This is a genomic window from Streptomyces sp. NPDC096105, from assembly GCF_044763335.1.
GTDB lineage: Bacteria > Actinomycetota > Actinomycetes > Streptomycetales > Streptomycetaceae > Streptomyces.
On the sequence record NZ_JBIWGC010000009.1, the window covers coordinates 152,402 to 178,220 of the forward strand.

Annotated in this window: 25 protein-coding genes and 5 tRNA genes; 18 read left to right on the forward strand and 12 right to left on the reverse strand. The window is 70.7% G+C overall.

The genetic code is table 11. From position 1 onward, the window contains the following. Positions 1 to 86: 86 nt before the first annotated feature. Together ACIQ8B_RS16845 and ACIQ8B_RS16850 are read left to right on the forward strand one after the other, a co-directional pair. Positions 87 to 1,670: an acyl-CoA carboxylase subunit beta gene (locus ACIQ8B_RS16845; RefSeq protein ID WP_290006736.1), complete on the forward strand. Its 1,584-nt coding sequence runs from the start codon at positions 87 to 89 to the stop codon at positions 1,668 to 1,670. Positions 1,671 to 1,685: 15 nt separating this feature from the next. Then, positions 1,686 to 1,874 (forward strand): acyl-CoA carboxylase subunit epsilon, encoded by a 189-nt coding sequence (locus ACIQ8B_RS16850; protein WP_106412278.1) that lies wholly within the window; start codon positions 1,686 to 1,688, stop codon positions 1,872 to 1,874. A 189-nt stretch (positions 1,875 to 2,063) separates the two neighbouring features. Here the strand turns inward: ACIQ8B_RS16850 and ACIQ8B_RS16855 are convergent, their stop codons facing one another. The 8 genes from ACIQ8B_RS16855 to ACIQ8B_RS16890 all read right to left on the reverse strand — a co-directional run bounded on the left by ACIQ8B_RS16855 (position 2,064) and on the right by ACIQ8B_RS16890 (position 12,511). Continuing rightward, positions 2,064 to 2,645: an ATP/GTP-binding protein gene (locus tag ACIQ8B_RS16855; protein ID WP_044384251.1), complete on the reverse strand. Its 582-nt coding sequence runs from the start codon at positions 2,643 to 2,645 to the stop codon at positions 2,064 to 2,066. Further along, positions 2,626 to 3,192 carry a DUF742 domain-containing protein gene (locus ACIQ8B_RS16860; RefSeq protein WP_290006731.1) on the reverse strand — a complete coding sequence of 189 codons (567 nt, stop codon included), beginning with the start codon at positions 3,190 to 3,192 and terminating at the stop codon, positions 2,626 to 2,628. The genes ACIQ8B_RS16855 and ACIQ8B_RS16860 overlap by 20 nt, the downstream gene beginning before the upstream one ends. A 94-nt stretch (positions 3,193 to 3,286) precedes the next feature. Further along, on the reverse strand, positions 3,287 to 3,700 hold the full coding sequence (locus tag ACIQ8B_RS16865; protein WP_033321188.1) for a roadblock/LC7 domain-containing protein: 414 nt from the start codon (positions 3,698 to 3,700) through the stop codon (positions 3,287 to 3,289). A 10-nt stretch (positions 3,701 to 3,710) separates the two neighbouring features. Continuing rightward, on the reverse strand, positions 3,711 to 6,986 hold the full coding sequence (locus tag ACIQ8B_RS16870; protein ID WP_403547585.1) for a nitrate- and nitrite sensing domain-containing protein: 3,276 nt from the start codon (positions 6,984 to 6,986) through the stop codon (positions 3,711 to 3,713). 376 nt (positions 6,987 to 7,362) lie between these two features. Next, complete coding sequence (locus ACIQ8B_RS16875) at positions 7,363 to 7,953, reverse strand: GTP-binding protein (RefSeq protein WP_403547586.1); 591 nt, start codon at positions 7,951 to 7,953, stop codon at positions 7,363 to 7,365. Next, positions 7,934 to 8,329: a DUF742 domain-containing protein gene (locus ACIQ8B_RS16880; protein ID WP_006130593.1), complete on the reverse strand. Its 396-nt coding sequence runs from the start codon at positions 8,327 to 8,329 to the stop codon at positions 7,934 to 7,936. The genes ACIQ8B_RS16875 and ACIQ8B_RS16880 overlap by 20 nt, the downstream gene beginning before the upstream one ends. A 111-nt stretch (positions 8,330 to 8,440) precedes the next feature. Next, entirely contained in the window at positions 8,441 to 8,854 is a 414-nt protein-coding gene (locus ACIQ8B_RS16885; RefSeq protein ID WP_004983056.1) for a roadblock/LC7 domain-containing protein, read from the reverse strand. A gap of 9 nt (positions 8,855 to 8,863) precedes the next feature. Beyond that, a complete protein-coding gene (locus tag ACIQ8B_RS16890) occupies positions 8,864 to 12,511 on the reverse strand; it encodes a nitrate- and nitrite sensing domain-containing protein (protein ID WP_403547588.1) in 3,648 nt (1,215 codons plus the stop codon). A gap of 605 nt (positions 12,512 to 13,116) precedes the next feature. On the opposite strand from ACIQ8B_RS16890, the gene ACIQ8B_RS16895 reads away from it, so the two are divergent. From ACIQ8B_RS16895 to ACIQ8B_RS16935, 9 genes are all read left to right on the forward strand, one after another. Beyond that, entirely contained in the window at positions 13,117 to 13,305 is a 189-nt protein-coding gene (locus tag ACIQ8B_RS16895; RefSeq protein ID WP_133169060.1) for a hypothetical protein, read from the forward strand. A gap of 166 nt (positions 13,306 to 13,471) precedes the next feature. Continuing rightward, on the forward strand, positions 13,472 to 14,257 hold the full coding sequence (locus ACIQ8B_RS16900) for a fumarylacetoacetate hydrolase family protein (protein WP_106412273.1): 786 nt from the start codon (positions 13,472 to 13,474) through the stop codon (positions 14,255 to 14,257). Then, on the forward strand, positions 14,250 to 15,725 hold the full coding sequence (gene gltX, locus ACIQ8B_RS16905) for a glutamate--tRNA ligase (protein WP_403547590.1): 1,476 nt from the start codon (positions 14,250 to 14,252) through the stop codon (positions 15,723 to 15,725). The genes ACIQ8B_RS16900 and gltX overlap by 8 nt, the downstream gene beginning before the upstream one ends. Before the next feature lie 97 nt (positions 15,726 to 15,822). Further along, complete coding sequence (locus tag ACIQ8B_RS16910; RefSeq protein ID WP_290006719.1) at positions 15,823 to 16,554, forward strand: HAD family hydrolase; 732 nt, start codon at positions 15,823 to 15,825, stop codon at positions 16,552 to 16,554. A gap of 91 nt (positions 16,555 to 16,645) precedes the next feature. Beyond that, positions 16,646 to 16,717 (forward strand) — tRNA-Gln (locus tag ACIQ8B_RS16915). Between the two features lie 39 nt (positions 16,718 to 16,756). Beyond that, positions 16,757 to 16,829 (forward strand) — tRNA-Glu (locus ACIQ8B_RS16920). 87 nt (positions 16,830 to 16,916) lie between these two features. Then, positions 16,917 to 16,989, forward strand: a tRNA-Glu gene (locus ACIQ8B_RS16925). A 21-nt stretch (positions 16,990 to 17,010) separates the two neighbouring features. After that, positions 17,011 to 17,082 (forward strand) — tRNA-Gln (locus tag ACIQ8B_RS16930). 27 nt (positions 17,083 to 17,109) lie between these two features. Next, a tRNA-Glu gene (locus ACIQ8B_RS16935) sits at positions 17,110 to 17,182 on the forward strand. A gap of 47 nt (positions 17,183 to 17,229) precedes the next feature. Here the strand turns inward: ACIQ8B_RS16935 and ACIQ8B_RS16940 are convergent. Next, complete coding sequence (locus tag ACIQ8B_RS16940) at positions 17,230 to 17,874, reverse strand: MerR family transcriptional regulator (protein WP_106412270.1); 645 nt, start codon at positions 17,872 to 17,874, stop codon at positions 17,230 to 17,232. A gap of 87 nt (positions 17,875 to 17,961) precedes the next feature. Here ACIQ8B_RS16940 and ACIQ8B_RS16945 point away from each other — a divergent pair, with 87 nt between their 5' ends. Then, the gene (locus tag ACIQ8B_RS16945; RefSeq protein WP_403547593.1) at positions 17,962 to 18,522 is read left to right on the forward strand and encodes a DUF4188 domain-containing protein; all 561 of its coding nucleotides are present in this window, start codon (positions 17,962 to 17,964) and stop codon (positions 18,520 to 18,522) included. Between the two features lie 72 nt (positions 18,523 to 18,594). On the opposite strand, the gene ndgR is transcribed toward ACIQ8B_RS16945, so the two are convergent. Next, the gene (ndgR, locus tag ACIQ8B_RS16950; RefSeq protein WP_006130487.1) at positions 18,595 to 19,308 is read right to left on the reverse strand and encodes an IclR family transcriptional regulator NdgR; all 714 of its coding nucleotides are present in this window, start codon (positions 19,306 to 19,308) and stop codon (positions 18,595 to 18,597) included. Positions 19,309 to 19,501: 193 nt separating this feature from the next. Between ndgR and leuC the strand changes: the two genes are divergently transcribed. The 4 genes from leuC (at position 19,502) to ACIQ8B_RS16970 (ending at position 22,816) form a co-directional block, all read left to right on the forward strand. Continuing rightward, the gene (gene leuC / locus ACIQ8B_RS16955) at positions 19,502 to 20,932 is read left to right on the forward strand and encodes a 3-isopropylmalate dehydratase large subunit (protein WP_290006712.1); all 1,431 of its coding nucleotides are present in this window, start codon (positions 19,502 to 19,504) and stop codon (positions 20,930 to 20,932) included. Positions 20,933 to 20,938: 6 nt separating this feature from the next. Next, the gene (gene leuD, locus ACIQ8B_RS16960; protein WP_290006711.1) at positions 20,939 to 21,532 is read left to right on the forward strand and encodes a 3-isopropylmalate dehydratase small subunit; all 594 of its coding nucleotides are present in this window, start codon (positions 20,939 to 20,941) and stop codon (positions 21,530 to 21,532) included. A gap of 278 nt (positions 21,533 to 21,810) precedes the next feature. Next, on the forward strand, positions 21,811 to 22,041 hold the full coding sequence (locus tag ACIQ8B_RS16965) for a hypothetical protein (RefSeq protein WP_106412266.1): 231 nt from the start codon (positions 21,811 to 21,813) through the stop codon (positions 22,039 to 22,041). 136 nt (positions 22,042 to 22,177) lie between these two features. After that, a complete protein-coding gene (locus ACIQ8B_RS16970) occupies positions 22,178 to 22,816 on the forward strand; it encodes an HU family DNA-binding protein (RefSeq protein WP_106412265.1) in 639 nt (212 codons plus the stop codon). 102 nt (positions 22,817 to 22,918) lie between these two features. On the opposite strand, the gene ACIQ8B_RS16975 is transcribed toward ACIQ8B_RS16970, so the two are convergent. Both ACIQ8B_RS16975 and cofC read right to left on the reverse strand, forming a co-directional pair. Next, positions 22,919 to 23,122: a hypothetical protein gene (locus ACIQ8B_RS16975; protein WP_031024169.1), complete on the reverse strand. Its 204-nt coding sequence runs from the start codon at positions 23,120 to 23,122 to the stop codon at positions 22,919 to 22,921. Between the two features lie 10 nt (positions 23,123 to 23,132). Next, positions 23,133 to 23,771, reverse strand: a complete 639-nt coding sequence (gene cofC, locus ACIQ8B_RS16980; protein ID WP_403547596.1) for a 2-phospho-L-lactate guanylyltransferase — start codon at positions 23,769 to 23,771, stop codon at positions 23,133 to 23,135. 174 nt (positions 23,772 to 23,945) lie between these two features. Here cofC and ACIQ8B_RS16985 point away from each other — a divergent pair, with 174 nt between their 5' ends. Then, the gene (locus ACIQ8B_RS16985) at positions 23,946 to 24,770 is read left to right on the forward strand and encodes a lysophospholipid acyltransferase family protein (RefSeq protein ID WP_403547598.1); all 825 of its coding nucleotides are present in this window, start codon (positions 23,946 to 23,948) and stop codon (positions 24,768 to 24,770) included. Continuing rightward, a complete protein-coding gene (locus ACIQ8B_RS16990; protein ID WP_403547600.1) occupies positions 24,767 to 25,777 on the forward strand; it encodes an NAD(P)H-dependent glycerol-3-phosphate dehydrogenase in 1,011 nt (336 codons plus the stop codon). The genes ACIQ8B_RS16985 and ACIQ8B_RS16990 overlap by 4 nt, the downstream gene beginning before the upstream one ends. The last annotated feature ends 42 nt before the right edge of the window (positions 25,778 to 25,819 follow it).

Here is a 25,819-nt window from a genome sequence, read left to right on the forward strand (position 1 = left end):
TCTGTTCACTGCTACCAGGAAAACACCCCGGACACTGTGAGGAGTCGACGGCTCGCAATCAGCGGCGGGCTTCGTAAGGTCACTACATGACCGTTTTGGATGAGGCGCCGGGCGAGCCGACCGACGCGCGCGGACGCGTGGCCGAACTGCACGAGATCCGTGCCCAGGCACTGGCCGGCCCGAGCGAGAAGGCGACCCGGGCGCAGCACGCCAAGGGGAAGCTGACCGCGCGGGAGCGCATCGAACTGCTGCTGGACGCGGGCTCGTTCCGTGAGGTGGAGCAGTTGCGCCGGCACCGGGCGACCGGCTTCGGTCTGGAGGCCAAGAAGCCGTACACCGACGGTGTGATCACCGGCTGGGGGACGGTGGAGGGGCGGACGGTCTTCGTCTACGCCCATGACTTCCGGATCTTCGGCGGTGCGCTGGGCGAGGCGCACGCCACGAAGATCCACAAGATCATGGACATGGCCATCGCGGCCGGTGCCCCGCTGGTCTCCCTCAACGACGGCGCGGGCGCCCGGATCCAGGAGGGCGTGTCCGCGCTCGCGGGGTACGGCGGGATCTTCCAGCGCAACACCAAGGCCTCGGGTGTCATCCCGCAGATCAGCGTGATGCTGGGCCCGTGCGCGGGCGGTGCGGCCTACAGCCCCGCCCTGACGGACTTCGTGTTCATGGTCCGCGAGACCTCGCAGATGTTCATCACTGGACCCGACGTGGTCAAGGCGGTGACCGGCGAGGAGATCACCCAGAACGGCCTGGGCGGCGCCGATGTGCACGCCGAGACGTCCGGCGTGTGCCACTTCGCCTACGACGACGAGGAGACCTGCCTCGCCGAGGTGCGGTACCTCTTGTCGCTGCTGCCGCAGAACAACCGGGAGAACCCGCCGCGGGTGGAGAGCTCCGACGCCGCCGACCGGCGCAGCGAGGTGCTGCTGGACCTGGTCCCGGCCGACGGCAACCGCCCGTACGACATGGCGAAGGTGATCGAGGAGATCGTCGACGACGGCGAGTACCTCGAGGTCCACGAGCGGTGGGCGCGGAACATCATCTGCGCGCTCGCGCGGATGGACGGCCAGGTCGTCGGCATCGTCGCCAACCAGCCGCAGGCCCTGGCCGGCGTCCTGGACATCGAGGCCTCGGAGAAGGCCGCCCGCTTCGTGCAGATGTGCGACGCGTTCAACATCCCGATCCTGACCTTCCTGGACGTGCCCGGCTTCCTGCCGGGCGTGGACCAGGAGCACGGCGGCATCATCCGCCACGGCGCGAAGCTGCTCTACGCGTACTGCAACGCCACCGTGCCGCGGATCTCGCTGATCCTGCGCAAGGCGTACGGCGGCGCGTACATCGTCATGGACAGCCAGTCCATCGGCGCCGACCTCACCTACGCCTGGCCGACGAACGAGATCGCGGTGATGGGCGCGGAGGGCGCGGCGAACGTCATCTTCCGCCGCCAGATCGCCGAGGCCGAGGACCCCGAGGCCATGCGGGCCCGCATGGTCAAGGAGTACAAGTCCGAGCTGATGCACCCCTATTACGCCGCCGAGCGCGGGCTGGTCGACGACGTGATCGACCCGGCCGAGACCCGCGAGGTGCTGATCCGTTCGCTGGCGATGCTGCAGACCAAGCACGCCGACCTGCCGTCCCGCAAGCACGGCAACCCGCCCCAGTAACTGGGAGAACAGACGATGACGACACCTGACATCCGCGTCGAGAAGGGTCACGCCGAGCCCGAGGAGGTCGCCGCGATCACGGCGATCCTCATGGCCCGCGCGGCGACGCCGCAGACCGCTCCGGCCCACCGGGGCCGCGCCCGGGCCGGCTGGCGCCGCCTGGAACGCGAGAACGGCTTCCGGGCCCCCCACAGCTGGCGCTGACCCCGAAGGGCCCCTCCTTTCCCAGGAGGGGCCCTTCTGCGATCCCCCTCAGGGGGCGGGGAACTGCGCGAGCGAGCATCCACGATCCACGCCCGGCGTCGACAGAACCGCGCACCCCGGTGGCCGTACCCACGGAAACAGCCCCCGCGCCGAAAGGCTGCGGGGGCTGTTCTCGCGTGAGGGGCGTCCTCAGCGCAGGCGCGCCATCAACGCGTGCTCCACGAGCGTGATGAGCGTCGACTTGGCGTCCGCCCGATGCCGCGCGTCCGTCGTGATGATCGGCGTGTCGGGCCCGATCTGAAGAGCCTCCCGGACCTCGTCCGGCGAGTACGGCTGCTGTCCGTCGAAGCCGTTGAGGGCGATGACGAAGGGCAGTCCGCTGTTCTCGAAGTAGTCGACCGCGGGGAAGCAGTCGGCGAGGCGCCGCGTGTCGACGAGGACGACCGCGCCGATGGCGCCGCGCACCAGGTCGTCCCACATGAACCAGAAGCGGTCCTGGCCGGGCGTACCGAAGAGGTACAGGATCAGGTCCTGGTCCAGGGTGATACGGCCGAAGTCCATGGCCACCGTGGTGGTGGTCTTGTCCCCGGTGTGGGTGAGGTCGTCGATGCCTGCCGAAGCAGACGTCATGACGGCCTCCGTGCGCAGCGGGTTGATCTCCGAAACGGCCCCGACGAACGTGGTCTTGCCCACGCCGAAGCCACCCGCCACCACGATCTTCGCCGAGGTGGTGGAGCGGGAAGGACCGCCGCTAGAGCTTGCGAAGTCCACTGAGCACCCTTTCGAGCAGTGTCACGTCTGGCTGGCCGCCGGCGTTCTCGTCGCCGCCGGGCTGATGGATGGCGACCAGTCCCGCCTCCGCCAAGTCGGCGACGAGGATCCTGGCCACGCCGAGAGGGATGGTCAGCAGGGCCGAGATCTCGGCCACCGACTTGATTTCCCGGCAGAGGTTGCAGATCCGCTGATGCTCGGGCAACTGGCCGTGCATCTGGTGCGGCTGCGCGGTGGTGTGCACCAGCGCCTCGATGGCGAGCTGGTACCGCGGCCTGGTGCGTCCGCCCGTCATCGCGTACGGGCGCACCAGGGGATTGTTCGCTGCCCCGGAGGGCGTCGGCTCGGGTGCCCGGCGCTGCGGCTGCACGGGCTGGATGCGCGGGCTCTGCGGCTGGTCGTACGGCGAGGGGCCGGGGCCCTGGGGCGCGTACGGCTGCTGAGGCGTGGAGGGGTAACCGTAGCGGTTCTGGGAACCGTCGTTCTGACCCTGGGCAGGGCCGTACGACCAGTTGCCCGCCGATGAACCGTCTGGGGGTGTTGCCACTTTCTCCTCCTCCGACTGTGCCTGGCACCCATCATGGTGGAGCCGCGTCCCGAAACCTTAAGGCCCCGGGACGCCATAGCGCACCGTCCGTCTGTCAGTTGAGAAGGCTCCCCTGGAGCTCCGCCCGAAGGTCCGGCGTGAGGACCGTACCCGCTCGGTCGACCAGAAGGGCCATCTCGTAACCGACGAGACCGATGTCCGCCTCGGGGTGTGCGAGAACCGCGAGCGACGAACCGTCGGAAATGGACATGATGAAGAGGAATCCCCGCTCCATCTCCACAACCGTCTGATTCACGCTGCCGCCCTCGAAGATCCGAGAGGCGCCGGCCGTGAGAGAGGTCAGGCCGGAGGCGACGGCCGCGAGCTGGTCGGCGCGGTCGCGGGGGAAGCCTTCGGACATCGCCAGAAGGAGTCCGTCGGCGGAGACCACCACCGTGTGGGACACCCCCGGGGTGTTGTCCACGAAGTTGGTGATCAACCAGTTCAGGTTCTGTGCCGCCTGGCTCATCGGGCTCACACTAACGCTCCTGGTCGTAGGTGCTGTCAGGACCGAAGCCCTGGCCGTTCGTTTCACTGCCTGCGGTGCGGCCTCTTTGGACACCGCGCCGCAGGTTGCTCAGCCTGCCCCGGACGTCCTCCGGGGCACGGGAGACCTGTGGGCCTCCCTGGGGGGTCGTTTCGGCGGCTCCCTGGACCAGGTTGGCCTTCGGGACCCTCCGTGGCAGGCCGGAGGAGGTCACTCCGCCCGCCTTGGGCTTCCGGAGCTGCGAGGCCTGCTGCCAGCGCTCGTCGTTGGCCGAGCGCCAGTCGCTGCCGCCGTTGCTCTCCGGAGTGGTGGCCGGCGGCTCCTGGTTCCCGAGGCCCGCGCCGTTCGCGGTGGCCCCGCGGCGCGGAAGCCCGGCGTCGGTGAGCTCGTGGGCCTCGGAGGAAGCCGGTCCCGGACGGTCGAAGCCTACGCTGTCCGGCTCACGCGCGTCAGTGGCCTGCGAGGATTCCCCCTCCGGGGTCTGTGCAGGGTACTGGTCCTGGTAACCGTTGTGGTAGCCGTCCTGCTGCGGCCAGTCGTCGTCCTGACGCCGCTCGCCGAAGGCCGGGAAGGAGCCCGTGGCGCCCGCGGGCGCCTGGCCGCCGCGGCCCGGCTCGGCGTAGGAGCCGTTCCGGTAGCCGCCGTTCTGCGGGAAACCGCCGGTCTGCGGGAAGCCGTCGCCCTGCGGCAGGTTGCCGTTCGGCGCGTAGTAGCCGTCGCCGTACGTCTGCTGCTGGTCGTCGTAACCGCCCTGCCGGCCGTCGTCGTACGCCTGCTGGTCGTACCCGCCGCCCTGCTGGTCCTGGTAGCCGCCGCCCTGCTGGTCCTGGTAGCCGTCGTAGCCCTGACCGTTGTCGTAGCCCTGCTGCTGCGCGGCGAACTCGTCCTGGTAGCCGCCCTCGGCGCTCTCCTGGGCGTCCCCGGCGGTCGGCTCGCCCGGCTGCGGCTGCGACTCCAGGGCCGCACGGCGACCCTCGCGCATCAGGGACCGGCCGACCGGGTCCAGCTCGCGGATGTCGTCGGGGACGTCCGCGTAGCGGCTGTCGTCGAAGCCCAGCTCCGCGGCGGTGCGCATCGGCTGGCCGAAGCTCTCACCCCGGACGTTCTGCTCCGGGATGATCTGCGAGACCGTGAACTCGTCCTGGGCCGGCGCCCCCTCGCCGCCACCGCCGTGGGTGATGGCGTCCGGCAGCATGACCAGCGAGGTGGTGCCGGCCTGCTCGCCCGAGGGGCGGAGCTGGACGCGGATGCCGTGCCGGTCGGACAGCCGGCCGACCACGAACAGACCCATGCGCTGCGAGATCGCGACGTCCACGGTCGGCGGGTTGGCCAGCTTGTGGTTGATGTCCGCGAAGTCCTCGGCGGTGAGGCCGATGCCCTTGTCGTGGATCTCGATCATGACGCGGCCGTCGGGCAGACGGGTCGCGGTGACGCGCACCTTCGTCTGCGGCGAGGAGAACGTGGTGGCGTTCTCCAGCAGCTCGGCGAGCAGGTGCACGAGGTCGGTGACCGCGCGGCCGTGGATCTCGGCCTCCGGCACGCCGGACAGTTCGATGCGCTCGTACTGCTCCACCTCGGAGGAGGCCGCGCGCAGCACGTCGACCAGCGGGACCGGCTGGTCCCAGCGGCGGCCCGGCTCCTCGCCGGCGAGGACCAGGAGGTTCTCGCCGTTGCGGCGCATACGGGTCGCGAGGTGGTCCAGCTTGAAGAGGTTCTCCAGCTGGTCCGGGTCGGCCTCGTTGTTCTCCAGGTCGGTGATCAGGGTCAGCTGGCCCTCGATCAGCGACTGGTTGCGGCGCGACAGGTTGGTGAAGATCGCGTTGATGTTGCCCCGCAGCAGGGCCTGCTCGGCGGCGAGCCGGACGGCCTCGCGGTGGACCTGGTCGAAGGCGCGTGCGACCTCGCCGATCTCGTCCGTGGAGTTGATCGGGATGGGCGTGACGTTGGTGTCCACCCGGCCGGGGTCGGTCCGGGAGAGCTGGTCGACCAGCATCGGCAGGCGCTGCTCGGCGATGCCGAAGGCGGCGTTGCGCAGCTGGCGCATGGACCGGCTCATCTGGCGGGCCACCATGCCGGCCAGGACGAACGCGGCGAGCAGCGCGAGGACGACGGCGGCGCCGGTGATGAAGGCGTCCCGCTGGGCGTCGGAGGCGATCTGCACGGCCTCGTCCACCGCGGTGTTCGCGAGGTCGGACTCGATCTGGCGGTAGCCGTCGAACTTGAGGGTGTTCATCGCCCACCAGTTCTCGGGCGTGATGCCCTGGGCGGCGAGGTCCTCACGGGCGGACTCGTCCGTGGTGGACAGCCGGCCCAGCTCGGAGATCATCGTCTCCGGCTTGGCGGGCGGCGGGACGTAGTCCGGGTCGGCCTGCGCGGCCGCCTTGGCCATGGCGGCGCCCTCGGCCTGGATGCGCGCGGTGATCTCCTGCAGCTTGGCGTTGTCCGCCTCGGTGCCGCCGCCCTTGTACTCCTCGAGGGCGATGCCCTCGAGGTAGGCGTACGAGAGGAAGGCCACGCGCTGGCTGGCGAGCTGGCTGTCGGTCGGGCCCGGCTTCGTCAGCAGGTGCATGCCGATGGCGCGCTCCAGCGACAGGGCGGACTTGGTCAGCGAGATCGCGTAGACCGTGCGGCCGTAGCTGGTGATGTTGCCGGCGCCGAGGTTGAGCTCGTTGGCGATCTCCATCAGGGGGTGGGCGACGGCGACGTAGCCCTCCTCCGTCTCCACGCCCTTGAGCTTGGAGGTGTAGGCGGCGGCGCGCAGCGCGGACAGCTTGGGCTCGGCCTCGCGGACGAGCTTCAGCCGGCGCTCCAGACCGGGCTTGGCCGGCACGTTCCGCGCGGCCTCGTCGAAGGCGTCGGCGGCCTCGTCGGTCGCCTCGCGCGCCTTGGTGACGTCCGGGTCGCTCTGGCCCTTGCCGGTCAGCAGCGGCACGGCGCTGACGTCGCGCTCGTTGTAGAGGGCGTTGGCGTACGTGAGGGAGGCCCGCACCAGGCGGGCGGTGTTCTCGGCGTCCTGCGCCTCGGTCCACGTGTCGATCGAGCTCTTCACCTGGAAGCCGCCCATGACGAGGCCGACCAGCACGGGTATGAGCAGGATCGCGTTGAGTCTGGTGGTCACGCGCCAGTTCCGCGGAGACATGCGTCCCCCGCCCTGAGCGGGCGCGGCCTTCGACTCGGGACCGGGCACGGGGGCGGGCGCCGCTGTGCGCGGCGGCGGCGTGAAGTTGCCCCGGGCCGACGGCTCGGGACTGTTCTTGCTTCGCCTCACTCGACCAACAACCTCTCGGCGGTCGGCACCTTCGTCGTGCCGCAGTGTCTCAGAGCCCGGCATGCCATCGACTACTGAGTACGTCTTTGACCCATGGGCGGTTCAGGCATTCCAGCATGCCGACCAGCGCTCATCCAAACATGGAAAGGCGAGGATCCCGAGTGATGTAAGTCCCAGATAAAACGGTCATAAAGAGCGAGCGCCGTCAAAAGGCGAGGTCTTCATGCGCGCAGCGATATCGCGCGAACGCGTCGCGTGTCGGCCTCACCCGATTCCTCTGCCGAAACGTTATGAACACCGGTGCCGGCCGTGTCCAAGGACACAGCCGGCACCAGTGGACCTACGACAACTGCAGTACGCCGCCTTCGACTTGGCTCTACCTGAGTCGTGCCATGAGGGCATGTTCGACCAGGGTGATCAGCGCACTCTTGGCGTCCGCGCGGTGGCGGGCGTCCGTGGTGATGATCGGGGCGTCGGGCCCGATCTGGAGAGCCTCCCGGACCTCGTCCGGCGTGTACGGCTGCTGTCCGTCGAAGCCGTTGAGGGCGATGACGAAGGGCAGTCCGCTGTTCTCGAAGTAGTCGACCGCGGGGAAGCAGTCGGCGAGGCGCCGCGTGTCGACGAGGACGACCGCGCCGATGGCGCCGCGCACCAGGTCGTCCCACATGAACCAGAAGCGGTCCTGGCCGGGCGTACCGAAGAGGTACAGGATCAGGTCCTGGTCCAGGGTGATACGGCCGAAGTCCATGGCCACCGTGGTGGTGGTCTTGTCCCCGGTGTGGGTGAGGTCGTCGATGCCTGCCGAAGCAGACGTCATGACGGCCTCCGTGCGCAGCGGGTTGATCTCCGAAACGGCCCCGACGAACGTGGTCTTGCCCACGCCGAAGCCACCCGCCACCACGATCTTCGCCGAGGTGGTCGAACGGCTCTCGGAGACCGTCCCGCCGCTAGAGCTTGCGAAGTCCACTGAGCACCCTTTCGAGCAGTGTCACGTCCGGGGCGCCTGTCGCCTCGTCGCCGCCCGGCTGGTGCACGGCGACGAGTCCCGCCTCCGCCAGGTCCGCCACCAGGATCCGGGCGACGCCCAGCGGCATGTTGAGCAGCGCCGAGACCTCGGCGACCGATTTCACCTCTCGGCACAGGTGGCAGATGCGCTGGTGCTCGGGGAGGAGCCCCATGAGCGCTGCCGGGTCGGCCGTCGTACTGATCAGTGCCTCGATGGCCAGCTGGTAGCGCGGCCTGGTCCGGCCACCGGTCATCGCATAGGGACGGACCAGTGGCTGGTCGCCCTCGTCCTCGTACGGCTCCGCGTACGGATCATGAGAGGCGGTGGGCGGGGTCATGAATCCTCCGGGCGGGACAGCAAGCGGTCAGTCGAGCCGTCGGAAGGGGCCGGTGGGGGGAATTGTGGCGGCCGGACGGTTTTTTGGTGAGACGGGTGGTGCCGGGGCCGGTCAGTGGAGCAGACTTCCCTGTAGTTCGGCGCGCAGGTCCGGAGTGAGGACCGCCCCCGCACGGTCGACCAGGAGCGCCATCTCGTAGCCGACGAGGCCGATGTCGCACTCAGGGTGTGCGAGCACGGCGAGGGACGAGCCGTCGGAGACGGACATGAGGAAGAGGAATCCCCGCTCCATCTCGACGACCGTCTGAGCGACGTTGCCGCCCTCGAAGATCCGTGAGGCGCCGGCCGTCAGGGAGGTCAGCCCCGAGGCGACGGCCGCGAGCTGGTCCGCGCGGTCGCGCGGAAAGCCCTCGGAGAGCGCCAGGAGGAGACCGTCGGCGGACACGACGACGGTGTGGGACACCCCGGGGGTGTTGTCCACGAAGTTGGTGATCAACCAGTTGAGGTTCTGTGCCGCCTGGCTCATCGGGCTCAACTAACGCTCCTGCTGGTGAGTGGGCCGCGGGAAGCTGCCGGTCTGTGCGGACCCGGCCTGACGACCCTGTGCGATACCCCGACGGAGATTGGTCAGCCGGCCGCGCACGTCATCGGGGGCGCGCGAGACCTGAGGACCGCTCTGGTGGGACTGCTGCTGAGCCGTGCCCGGGACGAGGTTCGCCTTGGGCACCCGGCGCGGCAGGCCGGAGGTGGTGACGCCGCCCGCGGCCGGCTTGCGGACGCGTTCGGCCTGCTTGACGAGCTCGTCGTTGGGCGAGCTGCGCCAGGCGGTGTCGGACCGCTGCGAGCCGGTCGGGCTCTGCGGTTGCGGGGACTGCTGCTGGGGCTGCTGCTGCGCCGGGGCGGGGCCGTCGCCCTGCTGCTCCTGCGCACCGCCGTTGCCGCCGCGGAACCAGTTGGTCTCCAGCGTGTCGTACAGCGGCGTACGGCCGTCGCCCGGACCGGTGGCCGGGGGCAGCGCCCACTGGTCGGACGGCTGGCGCTGCTCCTGCTGCGGCTGCGGGGCGACGGGACCGCCGCCGTACGCGCCGTTCACCCGCGGGCGCTCGAACTGGCCCGTGGAGGACGGGTCGCCGGAGCGGTCGGGCAGGGCGTAGTGGCCGGTCGCGCCGTTGTCCTGGCCCGGGGCCGGGTACTGGCCGGCCGAGCCGTTGTCGTAGCCCTGCACGGCGGGGAACTGGCCCGTGGGGGCCGGGTGCTGCGCGCCGGGCCGGCCGCCCTGCGGGGCGCCGAAGATGTCACCGCGGACGAACTGGCCCGCGGACTGGGCGCCGTTCGCACCGGGCCGGGCGTACTGACCGGCGTCCGGGCCGGGCGCGTTCTGCTGCTGCTCGTCGAACCGCGGGAACTCCGCCGTGGCTCCGGGACCCTGACGGTCGTCGAAGCGAGGCATCGCGGCGGTCCGGGAGACGTCCGGCTCCTCGTGGCCGCGCGGGGCGTCCATCGGGGTGCGCGGCGCCGGCGGCCGGGCGTTGTCGTCGCTCCAGCTCGGCGTGCGCTGCTGCTGGTCGCCGCCGGGCAGTTCCGGGCGGGCGCCGTCACGCGGCGGGAGCTGGGGACGGCGGCCGCGCTCGGCGGGGGCGTTGCCCCGCTGCGGCGGCACCTGACCGCGGGCGCCGCCGAAGGCGTCCTGGCCCTGGTTCCCGCCCGGACCCGCGGCCCGCGGGGCGTTCGGTCCCTGCTGCTGCCCGAAGCCGGCGCCGGCGCCCGCCGGAGCGGGACGGCCCTGCGGGGGAGCGGAGGGAGCGCCCTGGTCGAACAGCGAAGGCGGCTGGTTGCCCGAGGGGCCCTGCGGTCCCCGGCCGGGCAGCGCGGTCCGCGGGCCCTGGCCGGCCCCGAGGCGCCCGCCGGGCGCACCCCCGCCGGACTGGCCGGCCCCGGCGGAGCGCCGCGCGGCGGCGGCGCCCGCGGCGGCCTGCGCGGCGGCCGGACCACCGGCGCCCACGCCCGGCTGACCGGGCTTGCCCTGCGGCTTCTTGCCGCCCTGGGCGACGTCGACGGGCAGCATGACCAGCGCGGTCGTACCGCCGGAGTCGGACGGGCGGAGCTGGATCCGGATGCCGTGGCGCTGCGACAGACGGCCGACCACGAACAGACCCATGCGGCGGGAGACGGAGACGTCCACGGTGGGCGGCGAGGCGAGCCGCTCGTTGATCGCCGCGAGGTCCTCGGGGGACAGACCGATACCGGTGTCGTGGATCTCGATCAGCACCCGGCCGTCGGGCAGGGCGTGACCGGTGACCTTGACCTTGGTCTGCGGGGAGGAGAAGGAGGTCGCGTTCTCCAGCAGCTCGGCGAGCAGGTGCACGAGGTCGTTGACGACCCGGCCGGCCACTTCGGTGGTCGGCACCGAGGACAGTTCGATGCGCTCGTACTGCTCCACCTCGGACGCGGCGGCGCGGAGCACGTCGACCAGGGGGACCGGGCGGGTCCACCGGCGGCCGGGCTCCTCACCCGCGAGGACGAGGAGGTTCTCACCGTTACGGCGCATACGCGTGGCGAGGTGGTCCAGCTTGAACAGCGAGGACAGCTGGTCCGGGTCGGCCTCGCGGGACTCCAGCTCGGAGATCAGCGAGAGCTGGCGCTGGATCAGACCCTGGGAGCGGCGCGAGAGGTTGGTGAACATCGCGTTGACGTTGCCCCGCAGCAGGGCCTGCTCGGCGGCGAGGCGGACCGCCTCGCGGTGCACGTCGTCGAAGGCCGCGGCCACACGGCCGATCTCGTCCCGGGAGTGCACACCGACCGACTCGACGGTGGTGTCGACGTCCTGCGGGTCCGACTCGGAGAGCTGCTTGACCAGGTCGGGCAGGCGCTCCTGGGCGACCCTGGTCGCGGTGTCCTCCAGGCGGCGCAGCGACCGGATCATGGACCGGGCCACGACGAAGGCGCCGACCAGGGACACACCGAGCACGATGAGGATCAGCGCACCGGAGATGATCGCGTCGCGCTCGGTGGCGCTGCGCAGCTCACGGGCCTTCTGTTCCATCTCCTCGAGCAGCGAGTGCTCGATGTTCTTCATCTGCTGGATCTTGGTGGAGCTGTCGTCCAGCCAGTCACGGTAGGAGCGCGCGCCCACCGACTGCAGACCGAACTCGGAGGCCAGCGCGCGGCCGGCGTACTCGTCGGTCGCCCTGATCGTGGTGTTGCCCTCTTCGATGGGCAGCAGCAGGTCGGCGGCGGGGTTCTCGCCGTAGATGCTCTTGAAGACGCGGAGCTCGGACTTCTGGCTCTCCAGGGCCGACTGCGCGTAGAGCCGGTCGTTCTCGGTGAGCTTGCCCTTGGTGGTGTTGCTGGAGGGCAGCGCCGCGGCCAGGACGGCGCGCTGGATCGACGCGTACTCCTTGGCGGAGGAGAAGGACGCCAGGGCACGCGTGCGCTGGATCATGTCGGGGTTGCTGGTCGCCTCCGCCATGTCCTGCGAGAGGTCGATCAGGTTCTCGATCAGGCGGTGGTAGCCCTCGACGGTCTGCGTGGAGTTGTTCTCCTGCTGGAACGCCGTGTTGCGGATCTTGGCGAGCTCGCTCAGGTCGCCGGCGAGCTGGACCAGGTTGTCGCGGACGCCCTTGAGGTTGCCGTCCTTGCTCGCCGCGTCGATCTCCTCGGAGCTGTCGAGGAAGTTCGACATCGCGCGGTCGGTCTTCTCGCGGTAGCCCTTGACCGAGAAGTCCGTGCCCTTGCCGCCGTGCGCCAGCGGACCGGCCGACTGGTCGCGCTCCTCCTGGAGCGCGTGGGCCAGCTCGGTGGCCTGCTTGGTCATGTCCGTCAGCAGCTTCATGTTGTCGAGCTGCTGGATGTCGTCCATCGACTGCTGGATGCGCAACGCGCCGAGCGAGGTGGCCGCGACCACCGGCAGCGCGAGCAGCGACACCAGACGGGTCGAGATCCGCCAGTTGCGCAGGGCTATGCGCGGGCCCGGGCCGACCGGACCGGCGGGGGCGACCGGCGGCGTGGTCGGGGGTGTGGACGGCGCGCCCGCACCGGGGCGCTCGCCGCCGTGGTCACCGGGCGGGGTCGGCCCCTGGCTCTGGGCGTGCTGGGGCGAGGAGCTGACGGCCTTGGGGCCAGTCCCGCCCTGCGGCTCCGGCTCCGCCGAAGCGCTGCCATCCCTCTTGAAACGTCCCTGCACTAGCGTCGCAACCTCTGAACCAGGCGCCCCTCCGCGTGAACGGGGAGGCACGGTGTCGGCGTCATAGGGGCGCCCTGAATACGCCCCCGTGGTGGTCGTGATGGTCCGGCGCCGGTTCCCCCATCTCGCCGCCGCTCGGCGCGTGGTCGCGCCCCCTGTGCGCCGGCTCGATCCCTGCGGCGGTCCGTGAGATTCCAGCACAGTGCAGGATCTCCAACAAGGCCCGTGGGTCTACCCGTGACATACATGACACCCCGTGTCCGGCGGGTCACCAGTCGTAGAACGGGATCTTGACGATTTCGGGCATACCGGCCCGGACCGGCAGGGCCGGACGGGTGTCCCAGTCGGCATGATCAGGAGCGGAATGGTGGCTTCAGGGGCTCAATGTCCGATTCCGGCCGTCGATGCGAGCGTACGGAATGTCCGGATTGCCATGCACTTCGTGAGCAAACTCACACCCTGATCACGACTCCCCGCCCCGGGCCGCCGGGAATCGACTGTTTAGCCTGACGCTTTACAGGAACGGCAGAACCGACAACCCGCGCCCGCGTGAGGATCTTCCCGAGCCTCCGGGCGCCCGTGCACAGGACAGGGTCAAGTAAACAGTGAAGACGACGACGATGTTCCACAAGATCGCCAACCCGCGGCGCACGACGCTCGCGCACCTCGACGGTGCCGGCGACCTGCAGAAGCCGGTGCAGCAGGAGCACCCCGTCGAACTTCCGGCCCAGACGGCCAACCCCAGGCGCACCGTCCTCATGGAGATCCCGGTCGCGGCCGGCGCCGCGGACTGACACCGGTTCGTACGCGCGGCGCCCGGAAAACGCCCAGCGCGCGCCGAGCACCGACGAGGGGCGCCCCACCGCGGGGCGCCCCTCGTCGGTGCGCCGGGGCCGGACCCCTGCGCGTTAGCCTGGGGCGTCAGACTCCAGCCGCTTCAGTCAAGGGGACCAGCATCCCGTGCGCATCGCCAGATTCTCCATCGACGGGAACGTCGCCTTCGGCGCGGTCGAGGGCGAGAAGCAGGACGAGCTCGTCCTGGACATCATCAAGGGCATCCCGTTCTCGGACTTCGAGCTCTCCGGCACCAAGGTCCCGGTGAGCAAGGTCAGGCTGCTGCCCCCGGTGCTCCCCAACAAGGTGGTGGCCTTCGGGCGCAACTACGCGGACCACGCGAAGGAGATGGGCAACGAGGTGCCCGACGCCCCCTTCGCCTTCTTCAAGCCCGCCACCTCGGTCGTCGGCCCCGGCGACGAGATCCAGTACCCCTCCTTCTCCCAGGAGGTGCACCACGAGGCCGAGCTCGCCGTGGTCATCGGCCGGCTCTGCCGCGAGGTCCCGCGCGAGCGCGTCAAGGACGTGATCTTCGGCTACACCTGCGCCAACGACGTCACCGCGCGCGACGTCCAGAAGCGCGAGAAGCAGTGGGCGCGGGCCAAGGGCTTCGACACCTCCTGCCCGCTCGGCCCCTGGGTGGAGACGGACCTCGACATCGCCGCCGCGCACGACCTGACGATCCAGCTCACGGTCAACGGGGACCAGCGCCAGCTCGGCCGCACCAGCGAGATGATCCACTCCATCGAGGACCTGATCGTCAACATCTCCGAGGCCATGACCCTGCTCCCGGGCGACGTCATCCTCACGGGCACCCCGGCCGGGGTCGGCCCCCTGCACGTCGGCGACGAGGTCGCCGTCACCATCGAAGGCATCGGCACTCTCACCAACAAGGTTGTCAAGCGTGGCTAGCGCACCCGTACGCGTCCGTTTCTGCCCCTCGCCCACCGGTAACCCGCACGTGGGCCTGGTCCGCACCGCCCTGTTCAACTGGGCGTTCGCCAAGCGCCACGGCGGCACCCTGGTCTTCCGCATCGAGGACACCGACGCGGCCCGCGACTCCGAGGAGTCGTACGACCAGCTGCTGGACTCCATGCGCTGGCTGGGCTTCGACTGGGACGAGGGCCCCGAGACCGGCGGCCCGCACGCGCCGTACCGCCAGTCGCAGCGCATGGACATCTACCGGGACGTCGCGCGCAAGCTGCTCGACGGCGGCCACGCCTACCACTGCTACTGCTCCCAGGAGGAGCTGGACGCCCGCCGCGAGGCCGCCCGTGCCGCCGGCAAGCCGTCCGGCTACGACGGCCACTGCCGCGAGCTCACGCCCGCGCAGGTCGAGCAGTACCAGGCCCAGGGCCGCGAGCCGATCGTCCGCTTCCGGATGCCCGACGAGCCGATCACCTTCACCGACCTGGTCCGGGGCGAGATCACCTACCTGCCGGAGAACGTGCCGGACTACGGCATCGTGCGCGCCAACGGCGCCCCGCTCTACACGCTGGTCAACCCGGTCGACGACGCCCTGATGGAGATCACCCACGTCCTGCGCGGCGAGGACCTGCTCTCCTCCACCCCGCGCCAGATCGCGCTGTACAAGGCGCTGATCGAGCTGGGCGTCGCCGAGGAGATCCCCGCCTTCGGCCACCTGCCGTACGTGATGGGCGAGGGCAACAAGAAGCTCTCCAAGCGCGACCCGCAGTCCTCGCTCAACCTCTACCGCGAGCGCGGCTTCCTGCCCGAGGGCCTGCTCAACTACCTGTCGCTGCTCGGCTGGTCGCTCTCCGCCGACCAGGACGTCTTCACGATCGACGAGATGGTCGCCGCCTTCGACGTCACCGACGTCAACCCCAACCCGGCGCGCTTCGACCTCAAGAAGTGCGAGGCGATCAACGCCGACCACATCCGCATGCTCGACGCGAAGGACTTCGCGGAGCGCTGCCGCCCCTGGCTGCGCGCCCCGCACGCCCCCTGGGCGCCGGAGGCCTTCGACGAGGCCAAGTGGCAGGCCGTCGCCCCGCACGCGCAGACCCGCCTCAAGGTCCTCTCCGAGATCACCGACAACGTCGACTTCCTGTTCCTGCCGGAGCCGGTCTTCGACGAGGCGTCCTGGAACAAGGCGATGAAGGAGGGCTCCGACGCCCTGCTGCGCACCGCCCGGGAGAACCTGGAGGCCGCCGACTGGACCTCCGCCGAGTCGCTGAAGGCGGCCGTCCTGGCCGCCGGCGAGGCCCACGGCCTCAAGCTCGGCAAGGCCCAGGCCCCGGTCCGCGTCGCGGTCACCGGCCGCACCGTCGGCCTGCCGCTCTTCGAGTCGCTGGAGGTCCTGGGCAAGGAGAAGTCCCTGGCCCGCATCGACGCGGCCCTGGCGAAGCTCGCCGGCTGACCTCGCCCGCCGTGCAGGGGCGGCTCCCGGACACGTCCGGGAGCCGCCCCTCGGCGTTCCCCGGCGTCCCCGCGCGGGTCCCGGTACCGTCGGTGGCATGGACATCCGCGCCGTGGTCTGGGACGTCGACGACACGCTGTTCGACTACACCACCGCCGACCGGGAGGGCATGCGCGCCCATCTGGCCGTCGAGGGGCTGCTCGCCGGGTACGGCTCCGTGGAGGAGGCGCTGGCGCGCTGGCGGGAGATCACCGACCTGCAGTGGGCGCGGTTCGCCGCCGGCGAGGTGGACTTCGAGACCCAGCGCCGCGACCGCACCCGGGTCTTCCTGGGCCGCGAGCTGACCGACGCGGAGGCGGACGCCTGGTTCGACCGCTACCTGGTCCACTACGAGTCCGCCTGGAGCCTGTTCCCGGACGTGCTGCCCGTGCTGGACGCCCTCGCCGGCAGCCACCGGCACGCCGTGCTCTCCAACTCCAGCCTGCACGTGCAGGACCGCAAGCTGCGCGTGCTGGGCGTGCACGACCGCTTCGAGGCCGTCCTGTGCGCCGCCGAGCTGGGCGTGTCCAAGCCGGATCCCGGCGCCTTCCTGGCCGCCTGCCAGGCCCTCGCGCTGCCTCCGGAGCAGGTCGCGTACGTCGGGGACCACCCGGAGATCGACGGCCGGGGCGCCGCCGAGGCCGGGCTGCTCTCGGTGTGGATCGACCGCGCCGACGCCCGCGCGGCCCTGGAACCGCCCGAGGGTCCGCGGCGGATCGCGTCCCTCGCCGAACTGCCCTCGCTGCTGCGCGGCGATACTCGTTTTGGAGCCCCGACCTCCTTCGGGTAATGTTCTTCCTGCGCCGCGGGGAGCGGGCCGGAAGGCCGGAACCCCGAAGCGCAGAACTAGAACGAGATCCCCTCCGGGGCTTGCGTTCCAGTGGCCTATGGTGTAATTGGCAGCACGACTGATTCTGGTTCAGTTAGTCTTGGTTCGAGTCCAGGTAGGCCAGCTCGCAGAGCTCATCTGCACCCGCGGATCACATCCGCAAGCCCCCGTTGTGTAGCGGCCTAGCACGCTGCCCTCTCAAGGCAGTAGCGCCGGTTCGAATCCGGTCGGGGGTACAGATCCTTCCCGCGAGGACAGTCAGGGTAGCTCCCGCTGGCCACACGGTGACAACATCCGGCTGCCGCCGGATGAGGATCGCTAGGGCCCCCGTTGTGTAGCGGCCTAGCACGCCGCCCTCTCAAGGCGGTAGCGCCGGTTCGAATCCGGTCGGGGGTACTGACTGGTCTAAACCATCATTGGTCTATGGTGTAATTGGCAGCACGACTGATTCTGGTTCAGTTAGTCTTGGTTCGAGTCCAGGTAGACCAGCAGGATCTGTAGAAACGCATGATCCACGCCCCCGTTGTGTAGCGGCCTAGCACGCCGCCCTCTCAAGGCGGTAGCGCCGGTTCGAATCCGGTCGGGGGTACACCGGCGAAAGCCCTCCACCTCGGTGGGGGGCTTTCGTGCTGTCGGTCACTCGATGCCGTACCGCCGCGCAGACTCCTCCTCCTGCGCCAGCCGGTGCAGGGCGCGCAGCACCGGTTCGAACAGCACCGCCGACGCCACGGCCACCTCCACCTGCTCCTTGAGCGTGTCGTACGTCTCCATGTAGTCGAGCTGCCGGGACGCCACCTGGTGCATCAGCCGGGCGTACGGCGCCATCAACTCGGCGTCCCACGGATAACCGAGCCGCCGCAGTGTGGCCACCGCCACCACCAGCGAGCGGTGCACGGGGGAGAGGGAGGCCATCTCCCGCGAGGTCTCCCAGCCCAGCGACTCCAGCAGCCGGTCCACCTCCGCGCGGGCCGCCACCACGTCCGGGTCCTCCTCGTCCGGCTCCGGATCCTGCGGCAGCGCCCACAGGGCCGCGCCGAGGCGGATCGTGCGGCCGAGGGACTCGTCGTCGATGTGGCTCAGCACCTCACGGGCCTTGGCCACCGGGACGCCTCCCACCTGGATCAGCGCGCGCACCAGTCGCAGCCGCCGCAGGTGCTCCTCGCCGTACTCCGCCGTGGTCGCGTTGACGCGGCGGCCGGGCGGCAGCAGGCCTTCCCGCAGGTAGTACTTGATCGTCGCGGTGGACACACCGCTGCGTTCGCTCAGTTCAGCCAGCCGCACCTCTTGCGCCTTTCATGGGATAGCAAGACTATCCAAGAGTTCCCCGGGGAACTCGTCCAGCCCACCCTATGGATCCGGGAGTGAGACATGCGGCACAGGTTCGCGGTCGCCGAGCGCACCACCGCGGCGGCGGAGGGCGACGTCGTCGTCCTGCTGATCGGCATGCGGATCAACCGCTTCCGGGCGGTGCACCACTGGCTGCCCGTACTGGTCTCCATGCGGCGCATGCTGCGCGAACTCGGCAGGCGTCCCGGGAGCGGACTGCTCGAGCACCTCCTCCTCACGGCCTCGCCGCGGACGTACTACGTCGTCCAGTACCGGGAGTCCAAGGAGAAGCTCTACGCCTACGCGCACGCCCCGGGCACGGTCCACCACAGCGCGTGGACGTCTCTCAACCGCAAGGAGCGGGAGGGCAAGGCGCGCGGCCACGTCGGGATCTGGCACGAGACGTACGTGGTGCCGCAGGGCAACTACGAGGCGGTCTACGTCGACATGCCGGCGTTCGGGCTCGCGGCCGCGCACGGACGGACACCGCTGGAGAAGCGCGGCCGGCGCGCCGAGGACCGGTTCGCGTACCGGCCGGAGAAGCCGGCGGCGGCGGACGTGACGGAGAAGACCGCGCCGTCGGCGGTGGCCGACGGCGCGTGAGACGGAGGAGGGTCCGCCGCGGCGTTGGGGCGGACCCGTCCCCCGTGGACGTTGTCGTGGACGGGGGGACGCTCAGGAGCGGCGGAGCGCCTCGGAGAGGCGGGCGGCGGCGTCGATGACGGCCTGGGCGTGCATCCGGCCCGGGTGCCGGGTCAGGCGCTCGATGGGGCCGGAGACCGAGACGGCGGCCACCACACGGTTCGACGGGCCGCGCACCGGGGCCGAGACGGACGCCACACCGGGCTCGCGCTCGCCGATCGACTGCGCCCAGCCGCGGCGCCGTACGCCGGAGAGGGCCGTCGCCGTGAACCGGGCGCCCTGCAAGCCGCGGTGCAGCCGCTCGGGCTCCTCCCAGGCCATGAGGATCTGCGCCGACGAGCCTGCTTTCATGGTGAGCGTGGAGCCCACCGGTACCGTGTCCCGCAGGCCGGACAGACGCTCCGCCGCGGCGACGCAGATGCGCATGTCGCCCTGGCGGCGGTAGAGCTGGGCGCTCTCGCCCGTCACGTCGCGCAGGTGGGTCAGCACCGGGCCCGCGGTGGCGAGCAGCCGGTCCTCGCCCGCGGCCGCGGCCAGTTCGGCCAGGCGCGGGCCGAGGATGAACCGCCCCTGCATGTCACGCGCCACCATGCGGTGGTGCTCCAGCGCCACGGCCAGGCGGTGGGCCGTGGGTCGTGCCAGTCCGGTGGCACCGACCAGTCCCGCGAGGGTGGCCGGGCCGGACTCCAGAGCGCTCAGGACGAGTGCTGCCTTGTCCAGAACGCCGACGCCGCTACTGTTGTCCATGCAACGATACTTGCGTCTCACTCTGTGAAACGCAAGTTCAATTTTCCGTGGAACCCGCCACTCTTGAAGCACGAAGCAACGCGGCCCGTGGACCACCGGGCCTGACGGCGGACGCCCGGTGTCAGGGGCGCGGGCGCCGTCTCACAGATCTCTAGTTGGGCCGGAGGGCAACGTGCCGGCCGGAGGGAAAGCGATGGGTAGGACACTCGCGGAGAAGGTCTGGGACGACCACGTCGTCCGGCGCGCCGAGGGCGAGCCCGACCTCCTCTTCATCGATCTGCACCTGCTGCACGAGGTGACCAGCCCCCAGGCCTTCGACGGCCTCCGCAAGAACGGCCGCCGGGTGCGCCGTCTCGACCTCACCATCGCGACCGAGGACCACAACACCCCCACCCTCGACATCGACAAGCCCATCGCCGACCCGGTCTCCCGGGTCCAGCTGGAGACGCTGCGCAAGAACTGCGCGGAGTTCGGCGTCCGGCTGCACCCGCTGGGCGACGTCGAGCAGGGCGTGGTGCACGTCGTCGGCCCGCAGCTGGGCCTGACCCAGCCCGGCATGACGGTGGTGTGCGGCGACTCGCACACCTCCACCCACGGCGCCTTCGGCGGACTGGCCTTCGGTATCGGCACCTCCCAGGTGGAGCACGTCCTCGCGACCCAGACGCTGCCGATGACCCGCCCCAAGACCATGGCCATCACGGTCAACGGCGAGCTGCCCGAGGGCGTCACGGCCAAGGACCTGATCCTGGCGATCATCGCGAGGATCGGCACGGGCGGCGGCCAGGGCTACGTCCTGGAGTACCGCGGCGAGGCCATCGAGAAGCTCTCGATGGAGGCCCGGATGACCATCTGCAACATGTCGATCGAGGCCGGCGCCCGCGCGGGCATGATCGCCCCCGACGAGACGACCTTCGCGTACCTCGAGGGCCGTCCGCACGCCCCGAAGGGCGAGGACTGGGACGCGGCCGTCGCCTACTGGAAGACGCTGAAGTCCGACGACGACGCCGAGTTCGACGCCGAGGTCGTCATCGAGGCCTCCGAGCTGTCGCCGTTCGTCACCTGGGGCACCAACCCGGGCCAGGGCGTCCCGCTTTCGGCGTCGGTCCCCGACCCGGCTTCGTACGAGGACGCCTCGGAGCGGCTCGCCGCCGAAAAGGCCCTGGAGTACATGGGACTGGAGGCCGGACAGCCGCTGCGCTCCATCGAGGTGGACACCGTCTTCGTAGGTTCCTGCACCAACGGCCGCATCGAGGACCTGCGCGCCGCCGCGGACATCCTCCAGGGCCGCAAAGTCGCCGACGGCGTACGGATGCTGGTCGTCCCCGGCTCCGCGCGGGTGGGTCTGCAGGCCGTCTCCGAGGGCCTCGACGTGGTCTTCAAGGAGGCCGGAGCCGAGTGGCGGCACGCGGGCTGCTCGATGTGCCTGGGCATGAACCCCGACCAGCTCGCCCCCGGTGAGCGCTCCGCCTCCACCTCCAACCGCAACTTCGAGGGCAGGCAGGGCAAGGGCGGCCGGACGCACCTGGTGTCCCCGCAGGTCGCCGCGGCCACCGCGGTCCTCGGCCACCTGGCCTCCCCGGCCGACCTCGCCGCCGCCGACGACCGCACGCCCGCTGGAGTCTGATCAGCCATGGAAGCATTCACCACCCACACCGGCCGGGCCGTCCCGCTGCGCCGCAGCAACGTCGACACCGACCAGATCATCCCCGCCCACTGGCTCAAGAAGGTCACGCGGGACGGGTTCGAGGACGGGCTGTTCGAGGCCTGGCGCAAGGACCCCGAGTTCGTGCTCAACCGCCCCGAGCGGCAGGGCGCGACGGTTCTGGTGGCCGGCCCCGACTTCGGCACCGGCTCCTCCCGCGAGCACGCCGTCTGGGCGCTGCAGAACTACGGCTTCAAGGCCGTGATCTCCGCCCGCTTCGCCGACATCTTCCGCGGCAACTCGTTGAAGAACGGCCTGCTGACGGTCGTCCTCGACCAGAAGATCGTCGACCGGCTGTGGGAGCTTACCGAGGCCGACCCCACCGCCGAGATCACCGTCGACCTCGAGGCCCGCGAGGTGCGCGCCGAGGGCGTCACCGCCCCCTTCGAGCTGGACGAGAACTCCCGCTGGCGGTTGCTGAACGGCCTCGACGACATCTCCATCACGCTGCGGAACGAGGCGGACATCGCCGCGTACGAGGCGAAGCGTCCGTCGTTCAAGCCGCGGACGCTCACGGCCTGACCCCCTCGCGCGGTCGAAGTCCTCGGCAGAGGTCGACTTTCGGCCACCGCGACACCCCGCCCGTACCCCCGATCGGTCCGATCGGGGGTACGGGCGTCTTCGTACCCGTTCGGCTCCGCGTGCCCTCTTGAGAGTCGCCAACTTGCCACGTTAAGAAGGTGGTTGCCGGGGTACACGTGTCACGTGCCCGTGAGCTCCGGGTGTGTGCGGACGGCCGTCCGGCGCGGCAGTTGCCCCCTGCGCAGGCGACAACTCGCCCCAGATGGCACAATCTGTGCATGGAACACGACGGCCAACTCCAGCTCTATACGGCGGTCGCGGTCCGGCTCAAGGAAGCGCACTCGAGGGTGCGCGCACTGCAAGTCCCGGAGGGCGTACGGATGGCGCTGACCCGGAAGCTGCTGGTCATTACGGCCGCGGCCAAGCACGATCTCGCCGGTGCGGCAAGGCGTCTGGAGCGGTTCATTGCGGACCTCGACGCGGGGCGAATCCCCGAAGAGGAACGCTGAGCCAGTCGAGGCAACCGAGTCCGTTGCGGCACAAGGGTGATTAGCCCGTTTCGTGTTTGATTTGCGGTATATATCTGCCTAACGTGCGAAAAAGCTTGAACACATTCGTTCTGGCGATGTCTCCGAAGGGGAAGACGTGAACAAGGCGCAGCTCGTAGAAGCGATTGCCGACAAGGTGGGCGGCCGCCAGCAGGCCGCCGACGCCGTCGACCACGTACTGGACGCCATCGTCCGCGCGGTCGTCGCGGGGGAGCGGGTCTCGGTCACCGGCTTCGGTTCGTTCGAAAAGGTCGACCGCCCGGCCCGCTACGCCCGCAACCCTCAGACGGGTGAGCGGGTTCGGGTCAAGAAGACCTCCGTCCCGCGCTTCCGCGCCGGTCAGGGCTTCAAGGACCTGGTCAGCGGCTCGAAGAAGCTGCCGCGCGGCGGTGAGGTCGCTGTGAAGAAGGCTCCCAAGGGCAGCCTCAGCGGCGGCGCTTCGGCGACGGTGAAGAAGGCCGCGGCGAAGAAGACCACCGCCAAGAAGGCCACCGCCAAGAAGACCGCCGCGAAGAAGACCACCGCCGCCAAGAAGGCTCCCGCCAAGACGACGGCGACCAAGACCACGGCGAAGAAGGCCCCCGCCACGTCGACGGCCGCGGCCAAGAGCACCGCCGCGAAGAAGACCACGGCGAAGAAGGCCCCGGCGAAGAAGGCGACGGCCAAGAAGGCCCCCGCCAAGAAGTCGACCGCGCGCAAGACCACCGCCAAGAAGACCACCACCCGCAAGAAGTAGCGGACGCCTGGTCCCCCCTTCGGGCAAGCGGTACTCACGCGTCGGGCCGGACTCCCCCGGGAGTCCGGCCCGCGGTGTGTCCGAGGCCGCTCACGGGCGCGGTCAGAAGGTCTGCAGCGTCACCAGCGTGATCCGCAGGGACGCGCCCTCGCCCTCCGTCTCCAGCCGCACCCGCTGCCCGGGACGCAGCAGCCGCAGGCCGCCCGCGTCGAACGCCGCGGCGTCGAAGGGGACCGGGGTGCCGTCGTCCAGCAGCACCTGACCGCTGCGGCTGTCGGGGTCGTAGGTGTACGCGGTGGCCTGCATGTGCGGCAGCCTACTGCCGCCCGGCGGGCAGCCGCGCGGCGACCGCGGCCGTGCGGGGACCGACACCCAGCGCCAGCGCCGCCCGCAGATCGCCGCCCGTGTCCACGTCCTGCCGTACGGAGTCCACCGCGTCGAGCGTCAGCTCCACCGCGCCGGACGCCCGGTGCAGGGCGCGGGAACCGACGCCGAAGTGCGGACGCAGTTCCCGGCCCCGGCTCGCGGCGAGCAGCGTCGTGCCGAGCCCCGCGGAATCCGCGAGAAAGGACCGGGGGAATTCCGCCGCCGCGTCCAGGACCCGGGCCAGTTCCGCCGGGCGCAGCGCCGGCAGATCCGCGTTCAGGGCCGCCACCGAGGCCGCGCGGCGGGCGGCGCCCACCACCGCCGCGGCGTGGGTGAGCGCGGCGTTGAGCCCGGTCCGCGGCAGGTCGGGCACGGTCCCGGCGCCCAGCGCGGCCAGTTCCCGGGCGGCCAGCGTGTCGTCGGTGACGACCACCACATCCCGCACCGCCGGGCAGTCGAGCGCGGCCGCCACCGTGTCCTGGGCGAACGCGAGCGCCAGACCCGGCCGCAGACCGTCGTCCGCGGTATCCGCGAGCCTGCTCTTGGCCTGCGGCAGGGGCTTCAGGGGTACCACCAAGGTCCACTGCACGAGTGTTGCGTCCCTCTCTTGTCACGGTCATTGTCACCCGGGGCGGCCGACGGCCGGGGGAGCGGGCGTACGGTGTTCTCGACAGACCGGCAGCCCGGGGCGACACTTGTGCGGCCCGCCCGGCCTGAGGAGGCCGGGACCTGGGCCTGTCGTCCGTAAGAGGAAGGTGTACTTGTGCCGCGCCGCAGAATCGGCTTCTGGTACCGCTTCGCCGCGGTGCTCTGCAAACCGCCGCTGGTGGTACTGCTCAAGCGGGACTGGCGCGGAATGGAGAACATTCCGGCCGAGGGCGGATTCATCACCGCGGTGAACCACAACTCGCACATCGATCCTCTGGCCTACGCGCACTTCCAGTACAACACCGGCCGTGTTCCGCGATTCCTCGCGAAGAGCGGGCTTTTCAGCAAGGGATTCGTCGGCGCCGCGATGCGCGGCACCGGGCAGATCCCCGTGTACCGCGAGAGCACGGACGCGCTGAGCGCCTTCCGCGCCGCGATCGACGCCGTCGAGCGCGGCGAGTGCGTCGCCTTCTATCCCGAGGGCACCCTCACCCGGGACCCGGACGGCTGGCCGATGACCGGCAAGACCGGCGCCGCGCGCGTCGCCCTGCAGACCAAGTGCCCGGTGATCCCGGTCGCCCAGTGGGGCGCCAACGAACTGCTGCCGCCGTACGCCAGGAAGCCGCGGCTGTTCCCGCGCAAGACCAGCAGGGTGCTGGCCGGCCCCCCGGTCGACCTCTCGCGCTTCTACGACCGGGAGATGACCCCGGAGCTGCTCAAGGAGGCGACCGAGACGATCATGGCGGCCGTCACCCGCCAGCTCGAGGTGTTGCGCGGCGAGAAGGCCCCCGAGACGCCCTACGACCCGCGCGAGGAGCGGATGGAACAGCGCCGCAGGACGCGCGCGCAGCGGCGGCGGGACCGGGACGCCCGGCAGGACGGCGCACGGGGCGAGCGGGCCGCCGTGCGGGAAGTACGCGAAGAGGGGCTGGGTACGTGAGCAAGCCGGTCAAGGCGGCCGTCTTCGGCACCGGATCGTGGGGGACGGCCTTCGGCATGGTCCTCGCCGACGCGGGCTGCGACGTCGTGCTGTGGGGACGGCGCCCCGAACTCGCCGAGGCGGTCAACTCCACCCGCACCAACCCCGACTACCTGCCCGGGGTGGAACTCCCCGAGAACGTGCGGGCCACCTCGGACGCCGCCGAGGCCGCGCGCGGCGCCGACTTCACCGTCCTCGCGGTGCCCTCGCAGACGCTCCGCGGCAACCTCGCCCAGTGGACCGACCTGCTCGCGCCCCGCACGGTGCTGGTCTCCCTGATGAAGGGCGTCGAACTCGGCTCCGCGATGCGGATGAGCGAGGTCATCGACGACGTCGCCAAGGTCGGCCACGAGCGGATCGCCGTGGTGACCGGCCCCAACCTGGCCCGGGAGATCGCCGCCCGGATGCCGGCCGCCGCCGTGGTCGCCTGCACCGACGAAGAGGTCGCCCGGCGGCTCCAGACCGCCTGCCACACCCCGTACTTCCGGCCGTACACCAACACCGACGTCATCGGCTGCGAGCTGGGCGGCGCGGTGAAGAACGTCATCGGCCTGGCCGTCGGCATCGCGGACGGCATGGGCCTCGGCGACAACACCAAGGGCTCGCTCATCACCCGCGGCCTCGCCGAGACCACCCGGCTCGGCGTCGCGCTCGGCGCGGACCCGCTGACCTTCTCCGGACTCGCGGGCCTGGGCGACCTGGTGGCCACCTGCTCCTCGCCGCTGTCCCGCAACCACACCTTCGGCACCAACCTCGGCAAGGGGCTGACCCTGCAGGAGACCATCGCGGTCACCAAGCAGACCGCCGAGGGCGTCAAGTCCTGCGAGTCGGTGCTGGACCTGGCCCGCCGGCACGGCGTCGACATGCCGCTCACCGAGACGGTCGTGGAGATCGTGCACGAGGGCAAGCCCCCGCAGGTGGCTCTCAAGGACCTGATGTCGCGCAGCGCGAAGCCCGAACGACGCTGAGCGACGGCCCCCTCCGTTCGGCCCACGCACGGCGTTGCGGGC

Coding starts and splice junctions, on each gene's coding strand:
- ACIQ8B_RS16845 (WP_290006736.1), top strand. CDS start 87: ATGACCGTTTTGGATGAGGCGCCGGGCGAGCCGACCGACGCGCGCGGA.
- ACIQ8B_RS16850 (WP_106412278.1), top strand. CDS start 1,686: ATGACGACACCTGACATCCGCGTCGAGAAGGGTCACGCCGAGCCCGAG.
- ACIQ8B_RS16865 (WP_033321188.1), bottom strand. CDS start 3,700: ATGAGCCAGGCGGCACAGAACCTGAACTGGTTGATCACCAACTTCGTG.
- ACIQ8B_RS16880 (WP_006130593.1), bottom strand. CDS start 8,329: ATGACCCCGCCCACCGCCTCTCATGATCCGTACGCGGAGCCGTACGAG.
- ACIQ8B_RS16885 (WP_004983056.1), bottom strand. CDS start 8,854: ATGAGCCAGGCGGCACAGAACCTCAACTGGTTGATCACCAACTTCGTG.
- ACIQ8B_RS16910 (WP_290006719.1), top strand. CDS start 15,823: ATGGACATCCGCGCCGTGGTCTGGGACGTCGACGACACGCTGTTCGAC.
- ACIQ8B_RS16945 (WP_403547593.1), top strand. CDS start 17,962: ATGCGGCACAGGTTCGCGGTCGCCGAGCGCACCACCGCGGCGGCGGAG.
- ndgR (WP_006130487.1), bottom strand. CDS start 19,308: ATGGACAACAGTAGCGGCGTCGGCGTTCTGGACAAGGCAGCACTCGTC.
- leuC (WP_290006712.1), top strand. CDS start 19,502: ATGGGTAGGACACTCGCGGAGAAGGTCTGGGACGACCACGTCGTCCGG.
- leuD (WP_290006711.1), top strand. CDS start 20,939: ATGGAAGCATTCACCACCCACACCGGCCGGGCCGTCCCGCTGCGCCGC.
- ACIQ8B_RS16965 (WP_106412266.1), top strand. CDS start 21,811: ATGGAACACGACGGCCAACTCCAGCTCTATACGGCGGTCGCGGTCCGG.
- ACIQ8B_RS16975 (WP_031024169.1), bottom strand. CDS start 23,122: ATGCAGGCCACCGCGTACACCTACGACCCCGACAGCCGCAGCGGTCAG.